The sequence below is a fragment of the Rhodothermales bacterium genome (genome assembly GCA_017643395.1).
GTDB lineage: Bacteria > Bacteroidota > Rhodothermia > Rhodothermales > UBA10348 > JABDJZ01.
Genome location: JAEPNP010000002.1, coordinates 303646 through 317728 on the forward strand (window position 1 = coordinate 303646; position 14083 = coordinate 317728).

At 64.4% G+C, this 14083-nt stretch carries 10 protein-coding genes; 4 read left to right on the forward strand and 6 right to left on the reverse strand.

Annotated features, from left to right (window positions below):
* Positions 1-7: 7 nt before the first annotated feature.
* From JJ896_09675 to JJ896_09690, 4 genes are read right to left on the reverse strand one after another with little or no spacing between them, the layout of a single operon-like run.
* Positions 8-1876 carry a hypothetical protein gene (locus JJ896_09675; protein MBO6779908.1) on the reverse strand — a complete coding sequence of 623 codons (1869 nt, stop codon included), beginning with the start codon at positions 1874-1876 and terminating at the stop codon, positions 8-10.
* The gene (locus JJ896_09680) at positions 1873-4110 is read right to left on the reverse strand and encodes a hypothetical protein (protein MBO6779909.1); all 2238 of its coding nucleotides are present in this window, start codon (positions 4108-4110) and stop codon (positions 1873-1875) included. Before JJ896_09680 ends, JJ896_09675 begins: the two co-directional genes overlap by 4 nt.
* Positions 4111-4114: 4 nt before the next feature.
* Complete coding sequence (locus tag JJ896_09685; protein ID MBO6779910.1) at positions 4115-4645, reverse strand: hypothetical protein; 531 nt, start codon at positions 4643-4645, stop codon at positions 4115-4117.
* 56 nt (positions 4646-4701) lie between these two features.
* On the reverse strand, positions 4702-5700 hold the full coding sequence (locus tag JJ896_09690) for a hypothetical protein (GenBank protein MBO6779911.1): 999 nt from the start codon (positions 5698-5700) through the stop codon (positions 4702-4704).
* 281 nt (positions 5701-5981) lie between these two features.
* Here JJ896_09690 and JJ896_09695 point away from each other — a divergent pair, with 281 nt between their 5' ends.
* Both JJ896_09695 and JJ896_09700 read left to right on the forward strand, forming a co-directional pair.
* The gene (locus JJ896_09695) at positions 5982-7241 is read left to right on the forward strand and encodes a Gfo/Idh/MocA family oxidoreductase (protein MBO6779912.1); all 1260 of its coding nucleotides are present in this window, start codon (positions 5982-5984) and stop codon (positions 7239-7241) included.
* Between the two features lies 1 nt (position 7242).
* The gene (locus tag JJ896_09700) at positions 7243-9030 is read left to right on the forward strand and encodes a DUF4954 family protein (protein ID MBO6779913.1); all 1788 of its coding nucleotides are present in this window, start codon (positions 7243-7245) and stop codon (positions 9028-9030) included.
* Positions 9031-9054: 24 nt separating this feature from the next.
* On the opposite strand, the gene JJ896_09705 is transcribed toward JJ896_09700, so the two are convergent.
* Both JJ896_09705 and JJ896_09710 read right to left on the reverse strand, forming a co-directional pair.
* Positions 9055-9732 (reverse strand): hypothetical protein, encoded by a 678-nt coding sequence (locus JJ896_09705; GenBank protein ID MBO6779914.1) that lies wholly within the window; start codon positions 9730-9732, stop codon positions 9055-9057.
* 51 nt (positions 9733-9783) lie between these two features.
* Entirely contained in the window at positions 9784-10566 is a 783-nt protein-coding gene (locus tag JJ896_09710; protein ID MBO6779915.1) for a TatD family hydrolase, read from the reverse strand.
* A gap of 139 nt (positions 10567-10705) precedes the next feature.
* Between JJ896_09710 and JJ896_09715 the strand changes: the two genes are divergently transcribed.
* Together JJ896_09715 and JJ896_09720 are read left to right on the forward strand one after the other, a co-directional pair.
* Positions 10706-13246: a histidine kinase gene (locus tag JJ896_09715; protein ID MBO6779916.1), complete on the forward strand. Its 2541-nt coding sequence runs from the start codon at positions 10706-10708 to the stop codon at positions 13244-13246.
* 1 nt (position 13247) lies between these two features.
* Positions 13248-14081, forward strand: a complete 834-nt coding sequence (locus JJ896_09720; protein ID MBO6779917.1) for a response regulator transcription factor — start codon at positions 13248-13250, stop codon at positions 14079-14081.
* Positions 14082-14083 lie beyond the last annotated feature (2 nt).

Below are 14083 nucleotides of genomic sequence, written 5' to 3' on the forward strand. Positions count from 1 at the left end.
GGCTTTTTTACCGGTCAGCCTCCACCGGCACCCGCAGCAGCACCATCTCCGATACATCCGGCCTCCGCGATACGCCCGCGACGAGCAGCGTACCGTCATCAAGCATCTCGAGGTCGTAGCCCATTTCCCCGCCATGTGCGATGTCAAGCGTGCTCGTGGCAGCCTCCATGACCCGCCCCTCTGGACCAAGTCGCACGATCAACAGGTCGCTGTCTCCGCGAACCGACTCGGTATACCCGACCAGGGTCACGGAGCCGTCTGGCGAAATGGCGAGGTCATGGGCCCCGTCCGACACCCCCCCCACCTGCAGTCTGGCAACCCCGTAATCGGCGAACCGGGAGTCCAGATTTCCCTGCTGGTCCAGCCGGACCACCAGCATGCGATAGTCTGAGTCCTGCAGTCTGGAAAAGCCCGAGGCGACAATCGATCCGTCCGGTCCGATCGCCAGTTCCGTCAGTTTCTCTTCCCGATCAGCCGGGGCGGCCAGGCGGACAAACCCGTCCGATCCAAAGGATTCCTCGAGCGCGCCATCCCGGGTGTATCGCGCGACGGTGGCCCTGAATCCCGACCACCCTGAGACAACAATACCTCCGTCCGGAAGCAGCGCCAACCCGGCAATGCCGTCCAGGCCGTCAATGTCAGTGATGACCACGCCATCCGCTCCAAACGAGTCATCCAGCCTCCCGTCCGGCAGGTAGCGCACGATCGCGAAATCGTAATCCACCCCCGAGTGGGCGTCCCCGGCGACGACGAACCTGCCGTCCTGCTGCCGCCGGATGGCGTAGGGCCGATCGGTGTGATACGCCACGTGTGTCCACACGAATCCGCCGTCTCCGAAGTCCGGATCAGGCGAGCCGTCCGGGAGGTATTTGGTCAGACTGAAGTCGCCCGCCAGCGTCATTTTGGCAGTCCCGGCGACTACAAAGCTGCCATCGGGCTCCATCACGACATCCAGCCCGTTAGTGTTTTCCCCCTGCCGCCAGTGGCGAAAGCCATCGGTACCAAAACCCGTCACCAGGCTGCCGTCCGGATTCAGTCGAGCAACAAACTGGGAGATGGGACCGCCCACTTCGGAGGCACCAGTTCCGACCAGAAGCAGGTCTCCATTGGGAAACTGTTTGATTCTCCGCACCCAGTTGAATCGCTGGGCATTGCCGGCAAACAGGCCAATCCCGGTTGGGCCGAATCGCTCCAGAACCGTAGGCGGCCGCGTGCCCGTCGGGGACACGCCGACCCCGCCAAGTACCAGAAGGGCGATGAGCAGGGTGCCGACCGCCGCCGCCAGCACGGGACGGCGCCTGGCTCGGCTGGCCACGCTTCTTGCCCGACGGGCAAAGAGCTCCGGGTTCTCCAGCAACTCCTGGAACGTGCCGGCGGAAATCAGAGTGACCCCCGACGCTCCGCTCACGTCCTGGACCTGAGACGGCGGCACCACCAGGACCGCGCAACCGGCCTGGCTGGCGGCAGCGGCCTTGGCGGGAAGCGTACCGCTATCAACCGGCAGGATGTGTCCCGACGGGCTCAGGTCCCCGGTAAACGCAATCTTTTGTTTCTGGACAAGCACCCGCGACGAGGGGGACGCCTGGTCGGCGGCCAGGAACGCCGCCACCGCGATGCCAAGTCGCGCACTCCGGCCGGAAACGGGAAGATCGCTGCCGGCCGACTCGAGCAGCCACTGCCGACCTGGAGTGTCGGACGCGCCCGCGTCTGTGAGATTGGCCAGCACCGCGTCGAATGCCCCCGGCCGAGCAGTCAATCCCGACACACGCAGGGAGTTTTGCCCGTCCCGGGAGGGCACGCAGGTACAGCTGAGAGAGATCACGGCTCCGCGACCGGAAGCCCGCTCCACGACCGGAATGTGCACTGTGGTTTTCACTGCCTGATCCCCGCCTGGGATACGGCATGCAGGACGGCGCGAGACCGGTCCTCCTGAATGCCCACCAGTATCAGACTGTCTCCCCGCGCGGTCATGGCAGAAAGGTGGAAGCTCGCCGTCTCCCCCAACACAGTGGACCCTTCTAGCCTCCCGTCCGCAGTCAGAATCGTGGCCACGCCGTCGAAGTGGGGTTTGGGTTCGGGTTCCTCGGGGTTGCCATAGTCTCTCGTCGAAAAGGCCAACGCAAGTCTGCCGTCGCCCAGACTCACTGCGGCCGGCGCGACCCGGGTAGCTTTCCCTATAAAGTCCGAGTAGAGTCCATCGATGCCGAACCGGGCATCCAGGCGCCGATCCGGCGTCAGTCTCTGCACCATCAAGTGGCTGTCGATCCCCCACCGCGCGGGTCCGACTACGGCTACAGCACCGTCCGGCAGCGGAATCAGCGCGTCGACCTGCTCCCGAGACAGCGCGCTCCACGACAGCGGGATCTCTCCAGCCTGGCCACCCTCCACCTTGGCCAGATAGGCCATTCTCCTCCCTCCATCCTGGCGCCATCCCCCGATCAACAACTCACCCGAGTCGGCATGGCAAACCAATCCTGATGAATGCGCTGGCACCCCTGTCAGGGAGCGTCGCACCGGCTCTCCAGCCTCCTCGTCCATCGACCAGACTGCCGCCATGGGGAATCCGTCACCCCACACGGATCCTACAAGCAGCACCGACCCGCCATCCCGGCACAGCGCATTGAACTCGGTGCCCGGCTCAGCGAAGATGCGGCCGTCGACCTCTCGATCATTGGGGCCGACTTCGGCCCAGAAACCCCGGCGACTCCCGGAGACCGAGGTCGTGCCCACAACCAGGAGGCCGGAGCCTGCCGTGCCCTGAACATCCTCGATGGCGGGCTGCTCTCCGGCGTTCACCAGAGTTCGGCCGGGACCCCTGTAGGAAGGCATCGACAGCCGCGTACCGTGCCAGTCAACGAAGCCCACCCATCGGCCGAGATCCAGCGTGCCGGCCACCCCGTGCCCGTCCCCGGAAGCAAACACCTCCACCACACTGACAAACCGGGCAGTTTCACCGGATCCGGAGACGGCTCCCAGTTCCGCGGCCGGAGCCACCGCCCTCAGCACTGGATTGGGACCCAACTCCATCCAGGAGAGGAACAGGGCCAGGACGATGAGCACCGCCAGAGCAGCAAGGCTGCGCTTGCGCTCCCCAAACCAGGCGAACAATCGCTGCCACATCCCGATCTTTCGCCGCTCAAACACACGGGCGTCGTGCAGCACGGTGTCCAGTTTGTGCGCCGAGACCACATGCATGCTGCGATCCGGCCAATCCGGTGCAACAAGCCGAAGCTCCTGTCGGACCAACTCTTCGTGGACCTGGGGCACGACAAGCACACTTGCGCCGGCGTGCAGGGCAGCCCGGGCACATGCAGACACAAAGTCGTCGGGCAGGGCACCAATAGTGCCGTCGGCTTCCAGCGTGCCGCAGGCAGCGACATGGGGTCGCATTCTCAGCCGCTCGGTCCCCGATGTTTCGCGACTCATTCCAGCCGCGACCAGCAGACCAAGCCCAAGCCCGGACAACTCGGCCGGTTCAAGTCTGGTGCCCGACTCGGTTGCAACAACCCCCTTGAAACGCAGCCGGCCGGGGAGTTGCAGGGCATTGCGGGCAGCGAGCGCGGGTTTCCTCACCCCCGCGACCACGTGAGCCGAGGCGTCCAGCAGTGCGCCCAGGAGCGCCACATCGTCCTGCATACCGGCACTGCGGTGCATGGCTCGCAACTCGAACCGCTCAACCCGCAGGTCCAAGAACGGTGCTTCCGTCGGTACCGGTTCGCGCAGCGGCACGAACACGGATGGATAACCACTGCGCCCGGGATCGGAACGAGAGGCAGCCGCCGAAAGCTGCTCCACCAGTCGGAAGATCCGGGTGCATCGCAACTCTCCGATGGCATCCCGTCCGATGCCGAGTGCAGCCGCCTCGATGACGTCAGAGACCGTCAGCAGTGTTTCCGGGTCCGCACCCCGGAGTTCGGAGGCGGAAAGCTCCGCCGGAAGCATCGAGAGCAGTTCTTCGGCGTAGGCGCCGCGCACTTCCGGCCACGGTGCCAGATCCAGCAGGAATCTGGCAACCAGAAACACTTTCATGCGGTCGGACGGCTCACTCTCAAGCGCATCCCGCAAGGACTTGTAGGCGGCCTGCGTCTCACTCAGCGAGTGTCCGGCCATCTCCCTAGTCCATTCGCACTTCTACGGTCTCCTCGCCTGAAGACAAAGCGCGGACGAGCGACTCCGAAACAGCCACAGACCCGTGACCTCTTCCATCGATGGAAACCACGGAGTCGGAAACCGGAAGCAATACTTCCCTGACACGACCGGAGCCGCGCGGCGCGATAACGCGAACCAGCACCTCGGACCGATCCTCGTCAAGGAGGCATCGCACCGCCACGGACCCGTCTTCAGACAGAAACGTGCCCAGCTCGCGGATGGCGAACTCCGATACATCTGCCGCGGCCATGGAACGGGCCGGTGGCGCAGAGGCCGCCTGGCTGCGCACCAGCTTCATCGCCGACGCAGGCGCGGTCCGGGGCTGCTCCCTGGACACGGCCCCCAGTACGCGGTAGAACTCGCGCCAGTAGTCCGCCACCTCGCGCCACTCGGGAAAGCGTTCTACGTTTCTGGAGATCTCCTCTTGCTGCGCAGCCGGCAGCGATTCAGGATTTCTGATCCAGACTTCGATGATATGTTCGTCCAGCTCCGACATAGCACGTTACCGGGGCCATTCCCCGACGCGCGTGTGCCATCCTCACAAAAGTCCCCTCACATCGAGGAAAGTGCAGACGCGTCCGACTTGTAGAATGCGGCCAGTTTCGACCGGGTCTTGCGGAGAATATACTCGAAGACCTTTCGATGCTGATCACGGTAGTTCGCTGAGGCGCCTGGAATTTGATGTCCAACGGCCTCGGAATGCCGGTACCCCTGCAGCAGCACCAACTGCGCTGCACGAGCGTAACGCTCCAGCCACTCCTGGGGGAGTTTGCCGGCGTACGATTCGCGCAGACCACGGCTGACCGCCGTTGTCGCGCGAACTACCGCTTCCTGCCACTGCGCCTCTTCCGCCGGGGTCGTCGCGGGCGGCTCCGGTCGCTGGAGCCGAGCGAGTGACGCGCGAATGGCCAACGCGAGCGAAACGACCGGGACGGCCGGCAGATGCATCGACTGGTTCGACAGCACACGAACGGTCGCCTCCAACAGCTCGGTGCCCCGATGGCCTTCCCGAACTACCAGCCGGCGTTCCAGCAACTCGACCGGAATGGGCGAACCGTTGTGACTGGGCAGGCTACCGGTCAGACAAACCCACTGCCTGCGTTCGAACCGTACCAGTTGCACATCGCTTCGTCGTTCAACCGCGCCCCGAAGGGATCGGATCATGCGGGACAACTGCGGGTCACGCTCCTGAAACATGCGGTACACGCCGTCCTCCACCTTGCGAAAAACAAAGCGCCGGAGAGCGGTCACCAATTGCTCATCATCCAGTCGCTTCCAATCGATGGCCTCCAGGTACGATGCGATGCGCACCATGCATCCCGCAGCGTCAGTCTGGAACGCCTCGGCCAAGGCATCCAGAGCCACATCGCGATCATCGAGAGCGGTATCCAGGAATGCCCATCTGCCAGAACGGCGCCGCATCCTTACCAGCGCCTGCCCCATGTCCGCAGCCCGCAACACCAGATCAGTCCGCAGTCGTGCGTCGCCACTCGTATCCACGGCAGCCCGGAACTGGGCGCGCAGGGAGCCTGGGTCAATCGAGGGGTGCACAGGAAAACGTAGGCTGGGAGACCAAGGAGCGGGCTGGCCTGACCGCCCACGAATATTCGTTAAAACGCGTCGGATTTTCCACTTCCAATTCGGTGAACGGTCGTGTCAGCGCTGCGGCAGACGCGCGTCAGAGCACGGAACCGCGCCAGCCAGTGGCGTATGTTTGTGTATGCCCGCCGCGCGCCGGCCTGAACAGCTCACAGCGGCCGCCCCAGGACACTCACACCAGCCACTCAGAGGACCGGTAACGGAGCACGCCGGACCCAGGCAATTGTAACTACATGGATCGCAGGAATTTCCTCAAGAAGACATCCCTCGGAAGCATCGCAGGCCTGGTCGGTGTGCGAGACGCGTACCGCATCGTGGCAGACCGTCCCGAGTTCACCCGTCGCCCCCCCCCGGATGAGGTCGTGCGATGCGGGCTGATCGGATTCGGCACCTGGGGACGCAACATCGCGGAGCAGCTTGACGATCTGCCGGAGATGCAGCTTACCGCGATCTGCGACACATACGGCCCCATGCTGCGCCGCGCCCAGCGATCGCACCCCGACGCCACGAGGCATGAGGACTACACGGAGTTGCTTTCGAACCCCGACATCGACGCGATCCTGGTGGCGACCCCAACCCACCAGCACAGACAGGTGGTGATCGATGCGCTCTCGGCAGGCAAGCACGTCTACTGTGAGTCACCGATGGCCCACACCGTCGAAGATGCCCGGGCCATCGCCCAGGCGGCGAACGAGCATCCGGATCAGATCTTCCAGGTCGGCCTTCACCTGCGCTCCGAACCGCAGTACCGTTCCGTCTTTCAGTTCATCCGGAGTGGTGCCATCGGCGACGCCGTCATGGCCCGCGCCCAGTGGAACACCAAGGAGTCCTGGCGTCGGGCCAGCCCCAACCGTGAGCGGGAAATCGCTCAAAACTGGAGACTTGATCCCGACCTGAGCCTCGGACTCATCGGTGAGGCAGGCCTCGGACAGATTGACGCCGTCTGCTGGATGATGGGCGGCATGCCCACCTCCGTCGCAGGATTCGGGTCCACGCTGCTGTGGACAGACGGCCGGCAGGTGCCGGACACCGAACAGGCTGTCTACACCTTCCCCAGCGGTGCGAACCTCATGTATAACGCGACGCTGGCATCCTCATTTGATGCCGCCTACGAGAACTATTACGGCTCCTTCTCCACCATCATGATGCGGGATCAGAAGGGCTGGATGTTCAAGGAGGTCGATGCGCCCATGCTCGGCTGGGAGGTCTACGCGCGCAAGGACAAGTTCTACAAGGAGACCGGTGTGGCGCTGGTGGCAAACGCCACAAAGCTCGATGCGCTGGGCCAGGACGCGACGGACGACGATCCCAATCGCAAGGACCCGATCTGGCACGGTTTCAAGGCCTTCTCAGACAACTTCTTCTTCGGCCCCTACCCCGCCATGGCCGGTCAGGACCTTGGCTTTGCGATGGTGGTCCTGGCCGATGCAACCAGGCGCGCCGTCAGGGAGGGCACGCGCATCGCCATCGCCGACGAAGACTACCTGGTCTGACGTGGACCCCTTCCGCTTCCTGGCATCCTTTCCGCGAGTCCCCACGTGGCTTGAGGTCCCGCACACCGGTGCAGTGCGGGCCATTCTGGACACCGAGATCGTGCAGTTGGAAGCGAACGCATGCTCGGCCGATGACTGGGCACGCGTCCTGGTGCCGGATGACTTCAACCCCAACCGGGTACAACGGGTGCACTTTTCGGGCGATGTGGTGCTCGGCCGATTCTACACCACCGTGGATCGTTCGGGTGTCGCGCTGAAGTCCGGAGTGTTCGACGCCACCCTGGCCGATTGCCTGATCGAGGACGGCGCACGGGTTTCCAACGTATCGCTGATGGCGGGGACCGTGGTCGGTCCCGGCGCTCTGGTTGCCGACTGCGACGAGGTGATCGCCATCAGGGACTGCACATTCGGCAACGGAGTCCGGGTAGGCCTGAACGCCGCCAACGCGGACCGAAGCATTCCGGTGGTCGCCGACCTCCTGTTCGAGGATCTGGCCCGTCTGGTCCGCCCCCGTCCCGACGCCGAGGTTCTGGCCGCGCTGGAAGGCGTCGTCGCCGGCTATCTCGACGCGTGTCGCATGAGCCGCACAGTCATCAGCGCCGGTGCGCGTGTATCCGGATGCCGGCGGGTTTCAGGCACCTTTGTAGGGCCGGGGTGCGTGGTGATCAGCGCCGAGACAGTCACCGGCACCACGCTCTTGCCCGGCGCACGGATTGGCGCAGGGGCCATCGTTCGAAATGCGCTGCTGCAATGGAACGCCGTCGCAGAGGACGGCGCGTTTGTCGAAGACAGCCTTCTGGCAGAAGCGAGCAGCGTGACCCGCAAGGGCATCGTGACGCATTCAGCCATCGGCCCGAACACGTCCATCGCGGAAGGCGAGGTTTCGGCGTCCGTCGTGGGGCCCTTCACGGGGTTCAATCACCATGCCCTGCTTGTCTCCGCCTGTTGGCCTGAGGGAAGAGGAAACGTGGGCTACGGCGCCAACGTGGGCTCCAACCATACCGGCCGTGCGCCCGATCAGGAGGTGCACCCGGGTGAAGGCACCTTCTTCGGTCTCGGCATCAACGTCAAGATGCCGGCCGATTTCAGCGCGGCTCCCTACACCATTGTCGCGACCGGCGTCGATACGGCGCCACAGCGCATGACGATGCCGTTTTCGCTGATCGTGCCGGGATCAGCGCCCGATGGACCCAACAGGCTCTTTCCGGGATGGGGGCTGGCCCGCAACATGTACGGCATCATGCGCAACGTGTGGAAGTTCTCCACGCGCAACCGGGCCACGCGCGGGCTCATCGATCCCGACGCGTTTCGACCAGAGATCATGGTGCAGATCGACCTCGCTCTCAGGGCACTGGAGGGGCTTCCTGAACAGGCCCAGTACAGTGGACACGACCTGCGCGGATTCGGAGCCAACCTCGTTGATCACCGCGATCTGGAATCCGGGCGCAGTGCATACCAGACCACGCTGCGCTGGTATGGTCTACGCGAGTTCTGCCGGATGTGGGAATCAGGCGGCCGCGCACCGCACCCCGAGCAGGTGCCCTACCTCACGCGCTTTGCGACTGCCACGGAGCCGGGAACACTGCTGGACCTGTACCTGGCAGCCGAGCGCGATCGGCTAGCAGCGGTCCTGACGTCGAAAGCCAGGGACGACCACCGCGGCGCCAAGACCATCGAAGACTACGCCCAGGTGCACACGCCCGCCGGGGACGACTACGTCTACCGATGGGCCGAGGAGCAGTTTGAGGCGATTTCGGAGCGCATCGAGGGGCTGCGCGCCACGATCTGAGGCCGAGCGCCACCCGTCAATGCCTCACGAGGTCAGCTTGACCGTTCTGGACACCGTATAGATGGTGCCGACCTGACTCTCAGCCGTGAAGCCCTCGCCGAGGGGTCCGAACTCGGAGACCATGAGATCGACCGTGATCAGATCTCCCGCATCAAATGCCTGCTGCAGATCCGCGGACCCTATCGTGCACAGGCCGTCACCGCAGAGTCCGGAGGCACCCGGCGCACCGAGACCTTTGGTAGCCGTCCAGACAATCTGGCTCGCGCCGGACGTGTAGGAGATGCCCAGGTCTGAGGAAAGGCTGTGCTCAGTCAGCTGGTCAACGTCACGAATGTCGATGTCGGCAGCTGCTGCGGAAAAGCCGTAAATGGTCCCACCAGGCAGCTCCAACTCGAAGCGGTAGACGTTGCCGGGCACCACGTCGAGGGGGGCCAGGAACTGCATGGCCCCGCAGCCTTCGCCAGTGCAGCCGGGGAGGTCCTCCATCTCGCGGCCCTCGACGCGGAGCTCCACGCCCGCGATTGCGGAAGCAAGCCCGACCAGGGCGAAGCCCGGTCCCGACTCGCTGGCGCTGAAGCTCACAAAGGCGGTAATCTGACTGGGGGTGATCTCTACCTCGGACGGCGGCTCGTCCTCAAGAGCGTCGACCACGGAATCACATCCGAGAAGAGAAATAGCGAGGATCATCAGAAAGGTGCGCATGACGGTGTCCGGTTTCCTGGAGACACGCGCGATTGCGGTCCGAGGGATCACCTACTCCAGCCCGAACAGCGCCTTCGCGTTCGCCGTCGTCGACTCCTCCACCTCGGCCACGCTGGTCCCGCGCACCTCCGCCAGCTTCTGAGCCACTAACCGGACGTAGGCGGGCTCATTGCGCTTTCCGCGATATGGTACCGGTGCCAGGAAGGGAGCATCCGTCTCAAGCACGATGCGCTCCATGGGCACATGCTCCAGCGCCTCCGGCACGCCGGCGTTCTTGAAGGTCAGCGTCCCGCCGATCCCCACATGGAAACCCAGCTCCATGACCTGGCGACCAAACTCGGGGGTGCCGCCAAAGCAGTGAAATACGCCTCTGATCCGCGTCGCGTCGCCCGAGGCCTCCTGCTCCTCTCGCACGATGCGCACCAGGTCCTCGGAGGCATCTCCACGGTTGTGGAATACAAGAGGCAGATCACGCTCCGCCGCCAACCGGATGTGGCGTCGCAGGTAGTCGTGCTGCTTGTCGTTGAAACTGGTATCCCAGTGGTAGTCCAGACCGGTTTCCCCGATCGCGACAACAGCAGACTCCCCGGCAAGTCGCTCGACTTCGGCAAAGTCCGCATCGCTCGCCTCCTTGACGTCACTGGGGTGCAGCGCCGACATGACGTACACGCCCTCATGCCGCGCCGCAAGTTCCAGAGCGCCGTGTATGGAGGGCACATCGATGGCCGGAAGCAGCTGTATCTCCACGCCCGCGTCCTGGGCCCGCTTGATTACGTCGTCCCGGTCGTCGTCGAATCGGCGGTGGTACGTGTGGGTATGCGTGTCGATGAGCATGCTCTGGGAGTCCGTTCGGAGGTGCCCTGTAACCGGCCGCGCACCCGGGCTGTCCTCTCCCTCCTAGGGTACGCTACTTTGCCCTGTCAGCCTGTTCTGGTCGCGCCTTACCGGCGCGGCCCTGCCACGTTCCTGCCACATGCCCCGACTCGACCGAATCGTTCCCCTGATCGCGCTGTCCGCGGTATTGCTCGCGCTCGTCGAGCCGGCACGCGTGGCCTACGACTGGTGGGAATTCCGTGGCTACATGAAGGACATGGGCCAGCTGATGCCGGTGCGGGTCGGCTCCGCGGAGTCGTTCGATTGGGTGATCTGGGACGATTCTGACGGCCAGATCGAAGCCCGATATGTCTTCCCGGGAAGTCCTGCGGCAGAGAGCGGTCTACAGCCGGGAGACCGCTTCTACATGCTGGACAACACCCAGTACTTTTCGGCGGATGATTTGCGCGATGCGGTCCGCGGCGCGCGTCCGGGTCGCGTGCTGACCTATATGGTGGCACGAGAGGGAGACTACGAGGTCATTCAGGTGACGGCGACCCGATACCCCACCTTCCTGTACCCGCGCTCGGGAGCGCTTTGGCAGTTTGCGCTCTGGGGCTTCGCGATCGGCGCGTTCTTCCACATCCTCGCGCTGTTTATTGCGGCCCCGCTTGCCCGGCGCAGTGGCGCAGCCCGGGCCGAGTTCGTGTTGATCGCGGTTTCGGCCGTCTGGATCGTCTCCAACCTGATTCGCCTGCTGGCCGTGGAGACTGCCGGCCCACCCGCCGCCGGATCGTTCTATGACCGCCTCTTCCAGGGCCTGACGCTGATCGGACTGGTCGGCTGGATCGGATTTCCGGTGCTCCTGATCAAGGACGTGCTGCGCGGCGTGCTGCAGAAGGTGCCTCGGTGGACCGAACTGGTGGTGATGGTACCCCCGGTTCTGTTGGCACTGGCGATAGGCTACATCACCTTTGTCGGGCACCTGGGCCCGGTCACCATGGAAAGCCTGCTGGTGCCCATTCTGGTGTTCGCAAGCTGCTACATCGGCGCCGCCGCGCTGAGTGTGATCGTGGCATTTCGACTGCGGCCGAGTTCGGAGCTCGAGGAAGGCGGATTCGGCGGCTGGGGTCTGGTGGGATCAACCGCGATCCTCACGGTGGCCGTGGTTGCGGCCCTCTGTGTGCAGGAGTTCGTGCCCGCGCTCAACCAGATCGGCGAAGTCCGCGCCGGCTGGCTGATTGTGTTCGCCCAGCTGCTGGCGGTGGCCCCGGTCACCATGCTGTCCTACGGCACGCTGCGCCACGGCAAGATTGACGACGTACTGTCCCGCGCATTCGTCTACGCGCTTGTCCTGGGCCTCATTTTCTTTGCCTTCGTGGCCGGAAGTGCCCTTCTGGACCGCTACGTGGGTGGTCCCAGCCAGATTCTGAGCGGTCTGCTTGTGGTGGTTCTGCTCCTGGTATTCGACCGGCTCATTCGGCGCCTCCGGATCGTCGCCGAAACGGTATTCCGCACAGAGCGCCAGCGGACACGGCAGCTTGTGGTGCGCCTCCAGGAGCGCATGCCGGACACGCTGGATGCCGATGTGCTGCTGCAGGACGTCGTGGCCGCCGCCGGCCGGGGCCTCGGCGCACGCTCCGCAGTGATGTTCGTACGCCTCGAGGAGCCCACCCCACGCTGGCGATCCGCGTCTCACCATCCGGAGCCTCCGTACCTCACCGAACGCGACTTTCAGCGCATCTGGCCCTACTTCGAAAACGACTCCCGCGTGTGGGCCCGCAACCCGGAACTGGACTCGCGTCACCTGCCGGCCGAGCTGGCTCGCGACCTGGTCGCCCGGGGCGGTGCCCTGGCGGTGCCCATTCGTTCCGAAGGCAGGTCCAGGGGACTCCTGGTACTTGGGCTCAAGAAGGCGCGCACTACCGTCTACAACCTGGAGGACGTGGACGTGCTCCGTGCGCTGGCTGCGCACCTTGCCGTGGCCATCGACCGCATCGACCTCGTGGAGCGGGAGCGGCGCCTTGCACGCGAGACCACGCAGGCCCAACTGGTGGCCCTGCGTTCGCAGATCAACCCGCATTTCCTGTTCAATGCGCTGAACACCATTCTCTCGCACATCGCTGAAAAGCCCGAAACCGCGGAAGCAGCCGTGGAGCACCTCGCCGCAATCTTCCGGCACACCCTGAATGCAGAGGATCTGGCATTCGTGTCCCTGCGCGAGGAGTTTGAGCTGGTCGGCCACTACCTGGCCATCGAAAAGGCGCGTTTCGGCAAGAATCTGGACGTGTCCACCGAGATCGAGTCCGGCCTTGAGCAGACGCCGGTGCCGGCGTTCTGCGTGCAGACCCTGGTGGAGAACTCCGTCAAGCACGGCATAGAGCGCCGCCGCGGAGGAGGCAAACTCGAAGTCAGGGCCTATGCCACGGCCGATGGGGTCGCGGTCAGGGTGACCGATACGGGCGTGGGCATTCCGCAGCTCTTCGGCCGCCCCGAACCCACCTCGGCGCGCGAGGACTTCTTCGGCATTGGACTCAAGAATGTGCACACACGCATGGAATTGCTGTACCATCGCGCGGACCTCCTGCTCATGGAAAGCGATCCTGTGACCGGCACCACGGCCACACTCGTGCTGCCCGAAACCGGGGAATCCGGTAGCGGACAGGCGCGAGCGCTCACCCAAGAACCAATCACCACCTGATATGCTGAACGTCTTTCTTGTCGACGACGAGGCTCCCGCCCGCAAGCGCCTCCGTCAACTGCTCGAGCCATTCGTGGACGAGGGTCGTGTAGACATCGTAGGCGAAGCCTCGGATGGGGTTGAGGCTGTCGAGAAACTGCCCGCGTCCGGCGCAGACCTCGTGTTTCTGGACATCCGCATGCCGGGCCTGGACGGTTTCGACGTGCTGGAAAAACTGCCTCCGGAAGGTCGGCCGACGGTGGCGTTTACGACGGCCTACGACGAGTACGCCCTGCGAGCCTTCCAGGCGAACGCCGTGGACTACGTGCTGAAGCCCGTCAGCAACGAGCGGCTGGAAGAGACGCTGCGGCGGGCGGAGCGCCTGTCCAAGGTGCCCTCTGATCGGGAGGAGCAGGAGCAGAAGCTGGGCAAATTGCTGGACTGGATGGACGCGCAGGCCGAGAAAACGGCCAAGGGAGGCGACGAGTCCACCTACGTCAAGCAGCTGTCGATCCCCTACAGGGACCGGATTCTGGTGACGCCTGTTGAGCGCATCATCTCGATCGAGATTTCAGAAGGCATTACCCGGCTGTACGTGCTGGAGGAATCCGACCCCGGAAACTCCCGACCCAAGCTCCGCCAGCACATCGTCGGGTACACGCTGGATCAGCTGTCCAGCATGCTGCACCCGGATCAGTTCATGCGCGTGCACCGCTCGGCCATCGTACAGTTCACGCAGATCAAGGAGCTCATCCCGTGGTTCAGCGGTCGCTACAAGTTGGTACTGACGGGCGCCCACGAGGTCATCGCCTCCCGCGAACGCTCGAAGCTGCTCAAGGAACGTCTCAACATCTGACC